The following is a 17,432-nucleotide window of genomic DNA, read 5'->3' as shown; positions in this document are numbered from 1 at the left end:
CAAAAGCCACAGCAATTGGCTTAGGTACAACCTCTTTTTTTCTTAAGAAATCAATTTGGATTCTTCGGCTTGTTCAGCCGCCTTTTCGATATAACGCTCCAGCGGCTTTTTGAGCGTTAGCGCCAGTAAGAGTGCTATTACACCGAATAGGATCAAATAAAGACAATCGCGAATCGCCACTTCCGGCAGAATCCCCCCTACCGCCTCCCGCATCAAACTAATCGCATAAGTAAATGGCATAAACGGATTCAATATTTGAAAGAAATGGCCTGTTGTACTGATTGGAAACGTACCGCCAGAGCTTGAGAATTGAAGCACCATGAATACGATTGCTATCCCCTTCCCAACATTGCCGAATACGGAGACAAGTGTAAAAACAATCGTCACGAATACGATACTAATTAATACTGCAAAAAGGACAAACCACACCTTGTCCACCACATAACATTTCAGAATAAAGATATTACCAAGTACAGCCACCAACGCTTGCAGAATCCCAACCGTAAGAAACGTCAGCAAACGTCCAAAATACAATTGATACCGCTTGTACACAATTCCCTCAGTATCCACTCCCGTACGGAGAAGTGAGATTAGGAGTGTGCCACCTACCCATAAGGAAAGTACAACATAAAAAGGAGTCATAGCCGAACCATAATTCGGAATAGGATATAACTTATTCTCTTTTAATACTACCGGATTGGCCAAAAATTCACTTTTGCTCTTAATATCCCCTCCGAGCAGCTCAGCAATCTCTCCCAGATCCACCTCATCTTTGATCTGACGGATGGTGGCTGCCGCTTTACGAATCGAATCTTCCAGTATCGGAAGATCATTTCGCACCATATCCGCTGCGACCGCCACTCCCTTATCCGCACGGGGGAGACCTGTACGTATCAGATCAGAAATCTGGTGCACCCGTTCCTCTACAGCCGGCAGATCCTGACGGACGAAATTTGCAGCTTGTTGTATTTTTTCTCCTGCAACAGGCAAGCTGCTCTGAATTAGTGGAAGTGTATCGCGAACAAAAGTACCAAAGCTCTGTGTCTTATCTGCGACACCGCTAGCTGCTGTATGTACCGCTTCACGAATAACTGGTAAGTCCTGCTGTAGACTAGCCAAGCTTGATCGTCCGAACTCAATTGCTGCCATAGTCTCCTCAAGAAGGGTACCCAGCGCCGATAGACGATCCGGAACTTGTTCCAGGGCAGTGGCTGTAGTCTCAGCAGCAGTGGATATTTGCTCTAATGTATTTTTTATAGCAGGGATAGTTGCCGCTTCATATTCGGAAATAAGCTTCGAAATGGCTACGTTCCCTTCGCCAGATTTAAGACCCAATTGCTTAACATTACTCGGATCAGGCTGACCCTCATTTTGTAGATCCGTCGCCAGTGAGTTTACCAAAGAAGTCTGTCTGCTCAAGGCATTGTTTACAACCTTCAAGGTGCCAATCTCAGCATTAGTTACTGTTCCTGGTGAGAATGTATTCAGTGCCGATAACAAAGAAAGCGTATGATCCATCACGTTACTTCCCGACACCAGCTGAGCGGAAACTGACTCAAGTTGCTCGCGTACCGCTTGCGGGTCAAGATCTTCTCCCTGCAGCTGTTCAGCAAGCTGAACTACTGCGTTCTCCGTATTTTGCAGCAGGTATATATTTTGTTTGAGGGCGGCAGGTACCGCTTCAAATGCAGCATTACTCTTCTCTAAGAACTGTTGAAGCTCTAGAACAAAATCATTTCCAGCAGTTACAATTTTGTCGGCCTTAGGTAGCGCAGTTAGGGCAGTGTTAACAACTTTATTTGCTTCCGCAAGACCTTCCGACGCCTTGTCCATGATTTGTTCCACTTCACCAAAATGATTATCAAGTTGAACGATTAGCTGTGCTGCTTGTTCAATTTTGGGTAGCTTATCCTGCAGCTCCCCTAAATGATCTGCAACATTGGCAATTTGAGGCCAATGTTCAGCTATTTTTTCTAAAGCCAATCCCGCCTTTTCCACATCAGGCAGCTTATTCTCCAGCTTAGAGATGCGCGTTGCCGATGCATGAATTTGCGGCCATTGCTCCTCAATTTTCAATACATGTTGGCCTGCCGTTTCAATCTCGGGGAGACTTGCCTCTAACTTAAACAACCCTTTTTCAACCTTGCGTATAATAGGCAATTCAGATTGGAATTTTGAATCAATTTGCTTTAAAGCCGTAAATACGGTTTCGCTAATGGTTTCCGTAAAATTCTCACTGATCTGTGTTGTAATTGAAGAGGCACCTTTATCTGTGATTTTAGGGGCAATCGCATTTATCTTCTCATTGACGGTATATTCAATCTCTGGTTTCACGATCCTGCCTTCGAGGATTCCTGTCATTCTTTTGGAGAAATCAACAGGGATAACAATACTAGCATAATAATCTCCACGCTTCACACCGTTGTGCGCAGCTTCTGCATCTACGAAGGTCCAGCCTAAGCTTTTATTATTCCGAAGACTTTCCATGACATCATTGCCGATATTGAAGCTCTTATCCTTCACAGTGGTCCCTTCATCCAAACTGGTTACAGCAATCTTAATGCCAGAGGTATTACTGTAGGGATCCCACACCGCCGCAACGTTAAACCAATCATACACAGAAGGTAACACCACCAAAGCAGCGATCAGGAACACGGCCACAGGAACCTTAAATACGTTGCGCCAGTCGTTCCTATAAATCCGTAGTATTCCACCCATTCGTTGCTCCCCCTAATCTGTATGTTTTGACATTTTAATATGCCCGAGGAGACAAACTTTTACTATCATTTTTAGTGGATTCATGACCGGCATCGTTTTTCAGAAATATTTTTTTAAAAATTGCAACAAAACCTGCTCGTTTAACGTAATAGAAGTATATAGCCCGTTTAGGAAAAAACGTAGCGGGTAATAAGATATATACAACCTTTTTACATATCTCAAGGGGGAGATTTCTAATGTTTAAGAAAAAGTCAGCGTATGTGTTACCGGTTGTTGTTCTATTGTTTCTTTCCCTAATTACTACTGCTAGTACCGTTGGAACACGAGTAGATGCGCAAGATAGTGGCAAGACTCAGCAACAGACGGTATATATCCATACTATTCAATCCGAGAATGGCAAGCTTTCCATTACAGCCGATGAAATAAACTGGTATCAGGGTGCTGATGCTGACCGAATCTTTGCTGAGAGAGACCCAGAAGGTGCAGCAGAAATTGGCGGAGCTCCAGACGGATATTATGTTGTTAATGATGTTGATACACTGACAACCTATCCGATCGCGGATAACGCAAAAGTCACCATGCAGATCTTTGATCACACTGGTAACATTGAGGACTTAGACATTCAGTGGAACGAAGCTATCACCTTACAGCAATTTATCGATCAATTTAATAAAACGGATATTTTCGATCTAAGCCAGTTCCCTTATCACCTTACGATTCAGGACGGCGTAATCACTTCCATCGTGCAACAATATATACCTTAAGCAGCAACACGTAACATATGAAAGAGAGGGTTACCCAGCGGCCATTTACGTGGCTAATGGGTAACCCTCTTTTTTTGCAAAACGGATTATTTTTATTGCGCATCCTTAACAGGAACTCCAAGATTCGGCGTGCCATCTTCATTCCAATGGAAGACCTGAGCACGAGTATGACGGTTTGGATCATAAAGAGGATCGCCAGTAATTTCTTTATAATTGCGGCAGTGGTAGATGAGCACATCTTCCCCATTTTCATTGACTGTAAAGCTATTATGGCCTGGACCGAATTGTCCATTTTCTTCATTCGTTTGGAATACTGGATTTGGTAGTTTAGTCCATGAAGCTGCCTCCAGAAGTTCGCTGTCTTCATCCGCTACTAAAAGTCCCATGCAATAATTGAAGTCTGTAGCACTCGCCGAGAAGCTGATAAAGATACGACCATTTCGTTTCAGTACTGCTGCGCCTTCGTTTACTTTGTACCCAATAATTTCCCAGTCATGCTCTGGAGTAGCAATCATAGTCTGAGGACCTGTGAGTGTCCACGGATTGCTCATTTCAGAAATATACAGATTAGAATTACCCTCAATATTCAGGTCCTTCTGAGCCCATACGTAGTACAGTTTTCCTTTATGCTGAAACGTTGTCGCATCCAAAGCGAACGATTCCCAAGCAGTCTTCACTTGACCTTTTTCTACCCATGTTCCTTCTAAGGGATCAGCAGATGCATTCTCGAGCGCAAACATACGGTGATCGAACAAACCATCCGTCGTCTCCGTAGTCCGTGCTGCAGCAAAGTAAATGTACCATTTTCCGTCTATGTAATGAATTTCCGGCGCCCAAATGTTAGCACTAAGTGGCCCCGTCTCATACTTGCGCCATGCTACAACTGGTTCTGCAGTAGTTAATCCTTCGATGGTTGTCGATCTTCTTACTTCGATCCGGTCGTATTCTGGAACAGAAGCTGTGAAATAATAATATCCATCCGTATGTTTATATACCCATGGATCAGCACGTTGCTCCACCAATGGGTTGTTGTACTCTCTACTCGTATCCATAATCTCTCTCCTCTATAAAAGCTTTAACAATGCAGAACCATGCGGTGGAAGAACCTGCGTAACCCCTTCATTAGTAACTTCCAGGTCATGGCTTTGCCACAGATTACGTATCGTTTTTGGAACTGAAACATTTAGCTTTTGGAACGATACCTGAAGTGTCGACTCTTTGTCACTGAGATTAAACAACGCTACATAGTGGTTACCTTGTTCATCCTCAGAAGTCCAGATCGCATACTCTTCGTTCCGCTCTACTTGTCTACCACCCTTACCAAAATGATGCAGATGAAGCACTTCCCTATTGGTTAACAAAGATAATGTCCACTCATCATTGTCTCTAAGCTCTCCCCCGAACATTAAAGGTGAACGGAAAATAGTCCAGAGCGTCATCATGGTAACCTGTTCGTCTGGAGTAAACCTTGTAAATCGGTCTCCCCCGCCATCAACGGAACGAATCCCAAGATGACCTAGCGGCAGCATATCGCAGTCTGGCCAATGGCCTGGCTGAACGTAAGGAGCCCATTTTTCGCAGCGCTCGAACATTCCACGCAGCAAATGCCAATGATCCCAATAATCGTCGGTCATTCTCCACAGGTTAGCATGTTCAGCTAAGTGTTCAGCCTCTTCTACCGGAGCAGGTCCAGGTGAAAGACTAAGCACCATTTCACGACCACAGCGGTCGATAGCCTTACGGATCATGGCAACTTCGTCTTTGTGGTATCCATAAATACGTGAAGCGGCAATATCATCCACCTTCACATAATCTACGCCCCAACTGGCATACAGCTGGAAAAGAGAATCATAGTAAGCCTGACTGCCTTCTTTAGAAGCATCTACTCCATACATATCTGTATTCCACGGACATATAGAATTGGGATGTGCGATATCACGTGCAGTTTGCTCAGATCCTAGAATGGAACTTGCCGCATGAACGGCCTGTCGAGGGATTCCACGCATAATATGGATGCCGAATTTCAACCCTAATCCATGCACATATTCAGCGAGTGGGGCAAAACCTTTGCCTCCCTTTGCGGAAGGAAAACGATTTTCTGCCGGTTGAAGTCTGGAATACTCGTCCATGACCAGCGGTACAAAGTTACGATATTGCGAAGAGTTCGCTCCAGGCTCATACCACTGAATATCTACAACAACATATTCCCAGCCAAATCCCTTCAAATGAGCAGCCATATATTCAGCGTTGCCTCTTACCTCTTCTTCATTAACACTAGCTCCGTAACAGTCCCAGCTATTCCAGCCCATCGGGGGCGTTGCAGCTAACATAATGATTTTCACGTCCTTTTCTAAGACTTTCAGTTTAAAAATAGCATAGACAAAAAGACTTGTAAACACATTTATTTAAACCTTTTGATGCTTTTATAAAATAAATAGTGAAAATAACATGATTCCGGTGTAAAACCATCTTATTTCGTGAATTAGTTTCATTAATTTTTAAATTAAATTAGATTAAATGCAAAAACAGGAAAAAATCCCCCTTATTTTTATCATTCTACAAAATAAGGAAGGATGCTTTATTTATATGCTATATTAGTTTATAATTTCATAAAACAGTATTCATTTATGACCATTTGGAAGAAGGTATTGATAAAATGATCTATATTAAAGATTTAATGAGTGGTCTTGAAATATTCAAGGCGCTTAGTTCTGAAATCAGAATCCTCATACTCGAACTTTTAGCTACCAATCAAGCACTGAATCTGAATGAAATTGCCAAGAAGCTGAACCTCAGCAATGGCGCAATTACGATGCATATTAAAAAGTTAGAAGAAAGCGGTCTCATCGAGATAAACACATCTGTGGGTAAACACGGTATTCAGAAGGTCTGCTATTTAAATAAGGATAAGCTTATTGTTGATCTTCGCAGCAAGGATGTTGATAATCTCTACGAAGTAGAAATCCAAGTAGGACATTATAGCAACTATCAGGCTGTTCCGACCTGCGGTCTTGCTACCAAAGACAGCATTATCGGCGACTTCGACGAACCCCGTTATTTCGCTGATCCTCAGCGGATTGAATCCGAAATCATTTGGATGGCTGAAGGCTTTCTCGAATATAGAATTCCGAACTATCTTAAAGCAAATCAAACGTTCCGCGAAATCCAATTCTCGATGGAGATTGGCTCTGAGGCCCCTGGATCTAACGATAACTATCCCTCCGATCTTTATTTCTACTTAAATGGAATTGAAATCGGCTACTGGACTAGTCCTGGAGATTTCGGAGACACGCGTGGAACGTTTAATCCAGACTGGTGGCCTCCACATTTAAACCAATATGGTATGCTCAAACTGATCCGTATTAATAATGAAGGTAGCTTTATTGACGGTTGCCGGATTTCTGACGTGACCCTGGATGATATTCAGCTTGATTACAAGAGCGAGCTTACTTTCCGGATAGCCGTAACGGACAAGCCTGTAAACAAACGCGGGCTCACCATTTACGGCAAACATTTTGGCAACTATAGCCAGGACTTACTGGCGCGTGTTCTATATGATGTTCATGAAGTAGAAATTGGCGCTTCTCGTACTGCCGTTACCTTATCAGAGTAAAATATTCCCTAAACAAAAAGACCTTAGAACCAGCAATAACTGGTCTAAGGTCTTCTTTTGCTTTGTATATTTTTTTGAGTTTGACTCATAATAACCTTGTCTCCCAAACCACCGAGAAGGAGTGTTTCGAATGCGTGAAGGTCTAATTCCCGCTGTTCTTGGAACCGTCGTAACCGCTTCTAGCGCCGCTTTTCTTGGAAGCAAGTATAAGATGGCAGCAACAGGCGTACTTGGATTTGGTCTGGCTCATGTCGTATTGGGTGCCATTGATCTGTTTGAGCATCGGTAAGGATTGGAAGATGCCGGGTGGCATAAACACTGCCCGGTTTTTTTGATATACATATTTTGCGCAATTAGAGCTACTTCTTCATACACGAATCATGAACCATGAATCCAACATTCCAGGAAGCATACGGACTCAGATGACGTTATCTGCTTATTTTTAGCCCATCGTTTTCAATAGCAGGAACCACACCGAACTCAAAAAAGAAGGGCTGTCCCATCAGCTATTTTCATAGCTTTTGGGACAGCCCCTCTTAGTATGTTGAATATTTATTTTATAGCAATATAAAATAAACGTTCCGCATCATCATCCGCCTCTATCCACTCGAAATCGGCGTAGGTCTTCACATCACTAAATCCAGCCTTAAGCAGTTCATCCTTCATCCACTGGGGATCGTAGGCACGCTGAATATGTGTCTCTTCGAAACGGCGATATACATCACTCCGTCCCTCTTCGCGAGCGAAAATGGACAGATGATGTTCTATTTCGCGGCGTGGAACATCCATCTCACAAGTCCAAATATAAGACACCGATGGTTCGTCCAGAATAAAGGGCTGCTCTTCTTCATAACGGATCAGTGTGTTTGGATGATGTACATCGAACAGAAAGGTGCCGCCTTGCTTTAGTCCTGCAAAGGTACTAGCAAAGACAGCTCTGATATCGTCTTCTTCCAGCACATAATTCAGACAATCACAGAAAGAAATCACAGAATCCACAAGCTCTGGAAGCTCCCATTCCTTCATGTTTTGTCTAATCCAACGAACACTACCTTCGCGCAAGAAACGCCGTCCCTGGGGATGCTCTTCCATTTTGCGCTGTGCCACTGAGAGCATATCTGAAGATAGATCGATTCCGGTCATATGATACCCTGAACCCGCCAAAGGAATAGTGATACTCCCGGTGCCGCAGCCAAGCTCAGCCACGGTTACAGGCTTACCGTATTTGCTCCATGCGGTTTCAGCAAAGGAGATCCAATCAGGATACGGCATATCTGCCATGAGCTCATCGTATACATAAGCAAATTTCCCATAGGAAGACACTAGTACACCGCTTTCTATTACAACATTTAATATGATTCTATTATTGACCCATCGAGCATAAACGCTCTAGGCGTCCCCACAAGATCTCTTATGTTTTAAATTATTCGGTTGTTTCTTCATTTCCCTCGGTTGAACCTTCCTCTTCCTTAGGAGCAAGATACGTCCAATTCTCTTTTTGGGTAATATGGCCTTCCTTCATCAGCTTTCCAAGCGCACGCTTAAAGGCTGATTTACTAATTCCGAAACGCTGCTTGATAATATCCGGTGGTGTAGCATCCGAATAAGGCATCGCTCCACCCGGACGGGCATGCAAGAATTCCAAAATCGTGGCAGAGTCTACATCCATGCCTACTTCTTTACGGAGACCCATAGAAAGGTTAACACGACCATCCTCGCGAATATGGGAGACACGTGCTTCGAACTGCTCTCCAAGACGTAGTAGACGACTCCGTTCAGAGGAATGGACCATACCGATAATACCAAAGCCTAAAACCCCAGCATCTACAAGAACAAAAGTCCCCATCTGCAGCGGTTTGTACACCCGGGCTGTCACAGTCTGTCCCATCCAGGATTCAGGCGCAGGAAGAGCTAGCGGAGCTAGTTCCTGTTCTCCAGCTAATTTAGCACGAAGACGCCCCTGTTTATCATGCTCCATAATCGCATACACATAGTCGCCGATCTGAGGGCGCAGCTCTGGAAGTTCTGGAAGCTCACGAATGGGCAGCAGCAGCTGCCGTCCGAGACCCATTTCCAAGAAGCAACCTAGACGCGGATGGATATCAGCCACTTCCAATAAGGCCATTTCGCCCAATGTCAGAAACGGTTTCTTCATCGTTGCTGCTAGACGATCCTCGGTATCGAAGAAGATAAAGACTTCAACTTTATCGCCTGTCTTAACCTTCTCGGTAAGCTCAGTATAATGCAGCATAACATCCTGATCTCCTGCATTCAGGAAAAATCCGTATGGGGATACCTCTCTTACTACATTAAGTGTAACTGTAGTTCCTGCAATCAGGCTCATACAGTCTCCACTACCTTCGCATCCGACCACAGACGCTCAATATTGTAGTATTCACGTTCATCGCGGTGGAAAATATGAACAATAACATCTCCAAGATCCATCAGCACCCAGCGTGCTGAATCCATTCCTTCGATCCCCTTAATTACTCCGCCGGCTTCATGGACCACTTTGCGGACTTCGGTGGCGATGGACTGAACTTGCGTATCCGAATTACCGTGACATACAACAAAGTAATCACTAATCGGTGAAACAGTACGCAGATCTAATGCCACTACGTTCATTGCTTTTTTATCTTCCACAGCCTTAAGGGCCAGTTCTAACAGCTTGCTTGGTTGTACACTCATATTTTATCCTCCAATATTCTAACTAAATCATTACGCGCCAGTACCGTTAACGGAAAGATCACTCGGCGTTTTTCCAGTAGCAAACTAATCGTAGAATCAAATCCAGCGACTAGTCCTTCTTCCAAACTTACTTTAGCCAGCTTACGTATCTTATCAACCCCTGGAAAATCGCGGCCAGGCTCGATATAGTCGGCGAGACAGACAATTTTCTCAAGTAAACTCATGTCTTCACGACCTGAGGTGTGAAAACGGATCGCATTAAGAATATCCGGATCTGTGATCCCATAATCTTGCTCTGCTACAAAGGCACCTACTTCTGAATGCCACAGCTGCTTGTCATGCTTCAGAAGATTCAAGTTCAGATGATTCTGCTCGATAATCTCCTTCATTCTCTCCACAGGCCAATACTTGGCCACATCATGCAGAATTGCCGCTGTCTCCGCACGCTCAGGATCAGCGCCATATTGCTCCGCTAGTTGAATGGATGACTCCATGACGCCCAGTGTATGCTTCCAGCGTTTAGCAGGCATTTGTGTCGAGACCACCTCAATCAGAGCTTCGCGGCTGTATGCCATACAATCCACTCCTTTGAACATAATCGAACACTGCCTCAGGTACCATATAACGAATGGATTTTCCAGTTGCAGCCCGTTCTCTTAACATCGTTGACGAAATATCAACCAGAGGCATATCTGCTAGCAGTACCTTTTCTGCTATATAAGTTGGCAATGCGTCTAGATCAAGAGGTGTTCCCGGACGACCTACGCCGATAAATGTAAGCCGCTGCACAAGCTCTTCAATCTCGTTCCATTTCGGTAAATACTGGACCATATCCGCTCCGATGATGAAATAAAGATCGAAATGCGGATATGCCTCTTGCAGCCGTCTTATAGTCTCATACGTATAAGAAACGCCACCTCTGACAACTTCCCAATCTAATGTGCGAAAAGCTTCATGATTGTGTATCGCTTCCTGCACCATTGCCAGCCGATCTGCTCCAGATACCCCTGCCTCATGTTTATGAGGCGGAATATGTGAAGGCATAAACCATACTTCTTGAAGTCCATAAGTTTCTCTAGCTGCTTCCGCTGCCATCATATGACCAATATGAAGAGGATCAAAGGTACCTCCCATAATTCCAACTTTCAAGAGGACACCCTCCTCGGTAGTATGCTTTCAGGTATTAGCGTGGCAGCTCAATAGTTTTGTTATCACGCGATTCCTTGTAAAGGACAATGGTCTTTCCGATCACTTGTACAAGCTCAGAACCCGATTGTTCGGCCAATGCAGCACCGATTTCCTTGGGATTCTCAATATTGTTGCTCAGTATACTAATCTTCATAAGCTCACGCTTCTCAATAGCTTCTTCAATGTGACGTACGAGGTGATCGTTTACTCCACCTTTGCCCACTTGAAAAATAGGATCGAGGTGATGCGCCAATGAACGAAGATACCGTGTTTGTTTACCAGTTAACATAAATGAATAACTCCTTAATTAACATATATTATTACCCTAAATTGATGAATCCATTTCTTACTCTTTTCCACCCAGACAATGGAGTATGGTCTGTCGCATGATTTCCGTAGGAGCAGGCTGCCCTGTCCAATATTCCAGTGCATAGGCTCCCTGATAGACAAACATCCCGAGGCCTCCATGAATCGTACAGCCTCGTTCAAGTCCTTCTAACAATAGACGCGTGCGCAGTGGATTATAAATCAGATCACTTACGACCATCCCTGCACGAAGCAGTTCAGGATCTATAGGTGTCTCATCCATATGAGGATACATTCCTACAGAGGTTGTATTGATCAGTACATCAACGCCATCTAGCATTTCCGCTACTTCGTTCATGCTAATCCCGACCACATTCCCTTTGCTCTGGCACTCTGCAGCCAAGTCCTGTGCCTTATCAACACTGCGATTAGCGATAAGGATAGAAGAAGGCTTCTCCTGAAGCAGTGCGGCAACAATTCCTCTTGCTGCTCCACCGGCTCCAATCACCATAATCTTCGTACCTGACAAATCAGAAATAGCTTCCGCTTTAAGCGAACGTACATAACCGATTCCATCCGTATTATATCCGGTGAGTATCCCGTTATTATTAACAATCGTATTGACTGCACCAACGGCTACCGCACTTTCATCTAATAGATCCACATAAGCCATCACCGCAACCTTATGCGGAATCGTCACATTTACGCCACGGAATCCAAGCGTGCGAATCGCTTGCACCGCATCCTCCAGATTCTCTGGAAGGATATGAAGCGGCACGTAAGCACCCGGAATTCCCAGTGCTTGCAGTGCTGCTTCATGCATAATAGGAGATTTGGATTGTATAATAGGATCTCCCATTACGCCCAGTAAAATATTCCCGGTATTGTAGCCCTCGGTTGCAGTTATCAAAGACACTGTAATAGCCTCCCGTTAGATCATCGAAGGGCGGGTAAGCACCTTCACACCACGCGGAACGTGGATAGCCACGACTGCGCCTTCTGTCCCGTTGACCTTAATCCAGCCCAAACCTGAAATATATAGATCGCTCCGACTGCCTTTATTAATTCGGAACTCATGCCGTTGCCATGGTGGCAGCTTGTCCATCCGGTCACTTCCTGGAGGAGACAACATTTCACCACGATGGTCCGCATAAAGGGAATCTGCACGTTCCAGTTTGGTGCGATGGATTTTTAAAGTACCACTAATAAAGCAAGTGAACGATTGATGCGGACCTTGCACAAAATCAAAACGTCCCAGTCCACCGAAGAATAACGTCTGTCCTTCATTCAACTGGTAGACAGCAGGCTTCAACGGATTGGCCGGCATAACTGCATCCAGATCCTGACGCTCAACTAGTTCACTATAACGCCATGGATACACGATCCCTGGCGTATCTATAATATAGTGGCCATCATCTAGTGGGATTTTGACCGTATCCAGTGTTGTACCAGGGTAACGCGAGGTGGTTAGCTCCTGCTCCAAATCACTATAGTCCGAAATCAAACGGTTGATAAGCGTGGATTTCCCTACATTCGTAGCACCCACTACATAAACATCACGTTGACCACGCAGTTCTGTTACAGCTTCCAGTAAACGGTCAAAGCCTTGATTACGTTTCGCACTACAAAGTACGATTTCAGCTGTCCGCAATCCTTCTTCTTTACAGCGTTGTTGCATCCAGTTACGCAGTTTATTCCAGTTCGTAACCTTAGGCAGCAGATCACATTTATTCACTGCAAGAATAACTGGGTTATTACCGACAAACCGCTGAAGGCCGGAAATCAAACTGCCTTCAAAATCGAAAATGTCAACAATATGAATAACAAGTGCATTCTTCTCCCCTACTCCACTCAGCAAGCGAAGAAATTCATCCTGGTTCACAGAAACAGATGAAGCCTCGTTATAATTCTTAATCCGGAAACAGCGTTGGCAAATCACAGGGTCCCGATCTAGTGCGACTTCCGGAAGGTATCCTGGTTGATCCTTATGCTCCGTCTGAAGCTTGATACCACAACCGCTACACTTCTCAGCACGCTGTGTTTCACTTTGTTCGTTCATTACTATTTTTCCTCCTCGTGCCACAATCCTTTTTTACGAAGCCGTGTCAGAGCAACTCGCTCTACCCGACGATTAAATCTTGTGCCGAACCCTTCATCCTTAACGGAGATTGGCAGCACCAATACGGTATACAGGCCAAGCCGATTGCCGCCGTATACATCTGTAAGCATTTGGTCTCCCACCACAATCGTCTGCTCCGGTGGCAACTCCATCTGCTTCATCGCTTTGAGAAAAGGAGCATTACTCGGTTTACGAGCCTGATGCACAAATTCAATATTAAGCGGTGTAGCAAAGCGTGACACCCGTTCCATGTTGTTATTGGATACGATGATGAGCTTAAAGCCCACTTCCTTCACCTTCTCAAACCATAACAACAGCTCCGGAGTAGCCACAGGCGCTTTGGCACCGACCAGTGTGTTATCCAGATCCGTAATGATTCCACGGTATCCCTGTCGATACAGCTCTTCTAGAGAAATATCGAATACCGTATTCACCCGGAGTTTGGGAACTAACATTTCAAACAATACGTTCACCTCGATTTCATACAAAAAACTATAACATACTCCATGCGCTACGCAAATAAATCTATAGCAATGATTTACTGCATAAAGGCTATTTCTTGGATCTTATCGTTCTCCGCAGCCGCAAAGCTTCAGTATACACGCTCTGCCAGTCTTTGTCTTCAATAACATCAGGGCTATACTTCGCTTGTTCAAACATCGTTAGCAGTGAAGAAAGATGATTGGCCACAGCAGGTCGTTCCTGACTCCAGCGGACTACGGCTTCACGCAATGTTTCATGCTCTTCCTTCATCATTCCCTTACGATGCAAATACCTTACCCAACGCTCAGTTTCAGCCACAACTTTCTGATCAGGCGTTAAAGGCCGGCCCATTCGCATCTGTTGAACGAAGAAGCGAAGCTTAAAGCGAATATGCCAAACTTTAAAAATAGTCCAGGATAATAATACAACCACTGCCGCCAAAATTACCCATAAACCCATATGGAAGCCTTGATCTGCTTGTGCATTAGTCACAGGTGCAGGTGTTGGTTCTGCCATTTCATCTTGATCTTCCGGGTCTGTCTCCGGTATTTGCTCATTCTTAGTCAGGAGAGGAACATTAAACCCCGGTGTAGCTTCAACAGGAATCCAACCATACTCACCAAAATAGACCTCAGCCCAGGAATGGGCATCAGCATTGGTAATCGTGTAATTATTATTTGCCGCACCCACCTGCTGCGCCAGATTCATAGGCATTTCTGGCTGTTCTCCAGGTGCATAACCCTTAACCCATCTTGCAGGGATGTTTAGGGAACGTGCCATAGTGACTAGTGCCGTAGAATAATAATCACAGTAACCTTCCTTCAGCTCGAACAAAAATCCATCTACAAAATCCTCACTTGAAACACGTGTTATATCCGGCTTGTTGGTATATGGAAAGGTTTGTTGTAAGTATTGTTGCAAAAGTGCTGTTTTTTCATACGGTGTTCTTCCTTGGGCTGTAATTTCCTCGGCCAGATCTTTAACCCGTTGAGGGAAGTCATCAGGCAGCTGAAGGAAGCTTTCCTCCAGATCATTACCTTTGTATAGCTCCTCATAGGTCTTTGCTGTCAATTCCTGAACAGGAATGACGGGAACTTCAGAAGTCAGCTCGAAGGTCGAGGGATAGTCTAGTTTCTTCTTATCCATATCCCATAGAAGCTCACTATCACGATCTCTCCAGAAAAGACCCTTCCCGGCTGCCTCACCATTCAATGAATCCACCGAAGTTACAGAATAAGCACCGAATAACACCGGAAATTCATTATTGTTAAGCACTTTAACCGTCTGTTTCAATGTGCGGGTAGTGACCTTAGAAGCCACACTTTGCTCCAAGGATTTCCCCGTCTCCACCTCTTCTATAGGTCCTCGCTTCAATCGATCCTTATCCGACCATCCACTTCCAGAATAGATTCTGCGTGTTTCTCCTCGCATATAAACACGCAAATCTGAAACCACTGTCATCACCGGGGTATAATCGAAGTTAAAGCCCCCGCCCAGGTTGTCATCATTGAGACTATAGCCAGACGAAGTATTGTTAACAGAGGAACCTGAGCCCGTATTGGAATTCGTTGTTCCAGTTGTGCTCTTACCAGAAGATTTCCCAATTCCATTCCACTCTTGCCACGCTGTATAAGGATCCGTCAAAGTAGGCCTTACATCCGGCATATTCACACCGATTAAAATAACCAGAGAGAAGACGATTGCGATATTCATGACTATTTTCGAGGGATATTCCAGCAAATGTACCCATCCACGCGGATAATGTAGCTGAAAACTTCTCAGGTGCTGGCTGACAAGCCATCCCATACCCGCAAATACCGTCCAAGCCACTTCCTGCCACAATACAATAGATGTAAAGGAATCAAGCGCAGCCAGCGCTACAATGTTCATTCCTATAAACCATAAGATACGCTTCTTAGAGGATACCCACCAAGACGACAGCAACAGCAAGGCAGAGGCACCAAGAGCAAACCAGATATACGGCACCATATACACACTAATATCTTGGAGCTTATCCACAAGGGTTGTAGCCCATGGATCAGGAACATAAATTCCGTAATTAGAAATGATGCGATAAACGATATAGATAATAGCTACTGCTTCCATAATCAGTCTGAATTGAACTTTAACAGGGACAAAAATCTCAATGACGGTGATCGTTAATAGGGCAGCCCATACAGAAGCAGTGGTTTGATTTAACCAGATGGGTTCCGTATAAGAAATCCACTGCTGTGCAATAATCAATAGCCAAAATAGGCCGACGGAACGGTGCCAGGAGAATTTTATCTGATTCCACCAGGTTCTCATATCATCCTTCCCCTCCTAACACTGAGGGAAGCTCTTGAAGCGAGCTAATACCATAACCGGTTATTCCACGAGATCTAAGGACGTCTATCCAATCGTTACCTCTATTTACCTCTGCCGAATTTCGCACATGAATATGAGAAGCAGTCATTCCTCTGCTGTCAGCCCAACGTAGTGCATCAAGTACTGGCTGTCCACGCTGTGGACTAATTAACACGAAGTAAGAGCCTTTAGGAAACATACGGTATCCTTTTTCCAATCGGGAGATAAGCGGACCGCGTCCCTCAGCGTTTAGATCGATTAAATATTGAATCATCTTCTGACGCTCAGCAGCACCTTCAACTGGTGCGAACACCTTCGTCGTCTTATCCAAACAACACAGTCCAATTCCAATTCTCTCCCGAATGCCGAAGCCGAGTAATGATGCCGTCACCGAAACTGCTAGTTCGAATTGATTCGTATTCATATAAGCTGATGTGCTTCCATCAAGGACTATAATGGTTTTGGGAATCGACTCATGCTCAAATTCTTTGGATTTCCAAGAGCCTGTCTTAGCAGTAGCGTTCCAGTGAATTCGCGTCAAGCGATCACCATATACATAGTCACGGACGCCATTAATCTGTGTGGTTTCACGCCGAGATTGAACAACGGATGTCTGCGGTCCAGATAGCCGAGATTTTCTCTCATATAACTGCCAGCGCGGAACGTAGATCGCACGAGGCAAAACCTGAAATTGTCCTTCCGATAAAAATGTTCCCTTATGCTCGACAAGCCCAAATATATCTTGGCTGATAATATCCGTATTAGCGAATGTGTATGTTCCACGCTCTAAGGCTGGTGTCTGAAACTTTAGTTCCCCAATGCCTCTGAGGCTTGGGATCACACTTTCTTCAAATACCCACGATTCTCCATTATGCCGCTTAAGAACTTCCCTTACAACAACGTAAGGCAAGGGCAAAATCCCGGGGATTGTAACCTTTAGTTTTACACGAAGATGCCCTCCGGCAGAGAGCAAATCTCCCTTGTCTTGTTCAGAATAAAGACTGCGAGTGCCCTTCGCTCGCCGAACGCCTCCTAAACCTCCAGCAATCAAATATGCAATAAGTACAGAGACCATGATAAACAACATAAATGCTGTTTTCCCGCCCTGAAAAAGTACATATAAGAGTGTAATACTCCAAATTACAAGGATGCTTGCAAGCTTAGAGGGCTGAATGATGGCTGCAACCGACGACAAATAACGTCTCAT

Annotated in this window: 17 protein-coding genes; 3 read left to right on the top strand and 14 right to left on the bottom strand. The window is 44.5% G+C overall.

Features of this window, described 5'->3' with window-relative positions; translation table 11 throughout:
- Window positions 1-42 precede the first annotated feature (42 nt).
- Window positions 43-2,718, bottom strand: a complete 2,676-nt coding sequence (locus MHI27_RS07560) for a YhgE/Pip family protein (RefSeq protein ID WP_405175956.1) — start codon at window positions 2,716-2,718, stop codon at window positions 43-45.
- A gap of 236 nt (window positions 2,719-2,954) precedes the next feature.
- Here MHI27_RS07560 and MHI27_RS07555 point away from each other — a divergent pair, with 236 nt between their 5' ends.
- Window positions 2,955-3,482, top strand: coding sequence for a hypothetical protein (locus tag MHI27_RS07555; RefSeq protein ID WP_042185981.1), 528 nt, complete (start codon window positions 2,955-2,957; stop codon window positions 3,480-3,482).
- 92 nt (window positions 3,483-3,574) lie between these two features.
- Here the strand turns inward: MHI27_RS07555 and MHI27_RS07550 are convergent, their stop codons facing one another.
- Both MHI27_RS07550 and MHI27_RS07545 read right to left on the bottom strand, forming a co-directional pair.
- Window positions 3,575-4,534, bottom strand: coding sequence for a family 43 glycosylhydrolase (locus MHI27_RS07550; RefSeq protein WP_405175955.1), 960 nt, complete (start codon window positions 4,532-4,534; stop codon window positions 3,575-3,577).
- A 12-nt stretch (window positions 4,535-4,546) separates the two neighbouring features.
- Window positions 4,547-5,812: a glycoside hydrolase family 27 protein gene (locus MHI27_RS07545; protein WP_405175954.1), complete on the bottom strand. Its 1,266-nt coding sequence runs from the start codon at window positions 5,810-5,812 to the stop codon at window positions 4,547-4,549.
- Window positions 5,813-6,138: 326 nt separating this feature from the next.
- Between MHI27_RS07545 and MHI27_RS07540 the strand changes: the two genes are divergently transcribed.
- Both MHI27_RS07540 and MHI27_RS07535 read left to right on the top strand, forming a co-directional pair.
- Window positions 6,139-7,095 carry a transcriptional regulator gene (locus tag MHI27_RS07540; RefSeq protein ID WP_042131966.1) on the top strand — a complete coding sequence of 319 codons (957 nt, stop codon included), beginning with the start codon at window positions 6,139-6,141 and terminating at the stop codon, window positions 7,093-7,095.
- Between the two features lie 130 nt (window positions 7,096-7,225).
- A complete protein-coding gene (locus tag MHI27_RS07535; protein WP_036675694.1) occupies window positions 7,226-7,384 on the top strand; it encodes a hypothetical protein in 159 nt (52 codons plus the stop codon).
- A 263-nt stretch (window positions 7,385-7,647) separates the two neighbouring features.
- Here MHI27_RS07535 and MHI27_RS07530 read toward each other — a convergent pair whose 3' ends face one another.
- The 11 genes from MHI27_RS07530 to MHI27_RS07480 form a co-directional block, all read right to left on the bottom strand.
- Window positions 7,648-8,418 (bottom strand): class I SAM-dependent methyltransferase, encoded by a 771-nt coding sequence (locus MHI27_RS07530; protein ID WP_042185976.1) that lies wholly within the window; start codon window positions 8,416-8,418, stop codon window positions 7,648-7,650.
- Window positions 8,419-8,518: 100 nt separating this feature from the next.
- On the bottom strand, window positions 8,519-9,439 hold the full coding sequence (locus MHI27_RS07525; protein WP_042185974.1) for a S1 RNA-binding domain-containing protein: 921 nt from the start codon (window positions 9,437-9,439) through the stop codon (window positions 8,519-8,521).
- On the bottom strand, window positions 9,436-9,783 hold the full coding sequence (gene rsfS / locus MHI27_RS07520) for a ribosome silencing factor (RefSeq protein WP_042185972.1): 348 nt from the start codon (window positions 9,781-9,783) through the stop codon (window positions 9,436-9,438). Before rsfS ends, MHI27_RS07525 begins: the two co-directional genes overlap by 4 nt.
- Window positions 9,780-10,358: a bis(5'-nucleosyl)-tetraphosphatase (symmetrical) YqeK gene (yqeK, locus tag MHI27_RS07515; RefSeq protein ID WP_405175953.1), complete on the bottom strand. Its 579-nt coding sequence runs from the start codon at window positions 10,356-10,358 to the stop codon at window positions 9,780-9,782. Before yqeK ends, rsfS begins: the two co-directional genes overlap by 4 nt.
- On the bottom strand, window positions 10,330-10,932 hold the full coding sequence (locus tag MHI27_RS07510; RefSeq protein ID WP_042185968.1) for a nicotinate-nucleotide adenylyltransferase: 603 nt from the start codon (window positions 10,930-10,932) through the stop codon (window positions 10,330-10,332). The genes yqeK and MHI27_RS07510 overlap by 29 nt, the downstream gene beginning before the upstream one ends.
- 34 nt (window positions 10,933-10,966) lie before the next feature.
- Entirely contained in the window at window positions 10,967-11,260 is a 294-nt protein-coding gene (gene yhbY, locus MHI27_RS07505) for a ribosome assembly RNA-binding protein YhbY (protein ID WP_042185967.1), read from the bottom strand.
- A gap of 57 nt (window positions 11,261-11,317) precedes the next feature.
- Window positions 11,318-12,193, bottom strand: coding sequence for a shikimate dehydrogenase (aroE, locus tag MHI27_RS07500; protein WP_269321813.1), 876 nt, complete (start codon window positions 12,191-12,193; stop codon window positions 11,318-11,320).
- Window positions 12,194-12,208: 15 nt separating this feature from the next.
- Complete coding sequence (gene yqeH, locus MHI27_RS07495; RefSeq protein ID WP_379422761.1) at window positions 12,209-13,336, bottom strand: ribosome biogenesis GTPase YqeH; 1,128 nt, start codon at window positions 13,334-13,336, stop codon at window positions 12,209-12,211.
- 2 nt (window positions 13,337-13,338) lie between these two features.
- Complete coding sequence (locus tag MHI27_RS07490) at window positions 13,339-13,860, bottom strand: YqeG family HAD IIIA-type phosphatase (protein ID WP_042193454.1); 522 nt, start codon at window positions 13,858-13,860, stop codon at window positions 13,339-13,341.
- Window positions 13,861-13,948: 88 nt separating this feature from the next.
- Window positions 13,949-16,186, bottom strand: a complete 2,238-nt coding sequence (locus tag MHI27_RS07485) for a DUF4129 domain-containing transglutaminase family protein (protein WP_405175952.1) — start codon at window positions 16,184-16,186, stop codon at window positions 13,949-13,951.
- A gap of 1 nt (window position 16,187) precedes the next feature.
- Entirely contained in the window at window positions 16,188-17,432 is a 1,245-nt protein-coding gene (locus MHI27_RS07480) for a DUF58 domain-containing protein (protein WP_076298147.1), read from the bottom strand.

Source organism: Paenibacillus sp. FSL H8-0261, assembly GCF_045040645.1.
In the GTDB taxonomy this organism is placed as follows: Bacteria; Bacillota; Bacilli; order Paenibacillales; family Paenibacillaceae; genus Paenibacillus_AQ.
Note: the sequence above shows the minus strand (reverse complement) of the source record. Positions and strands in the feature narration are given on the sequence as shown.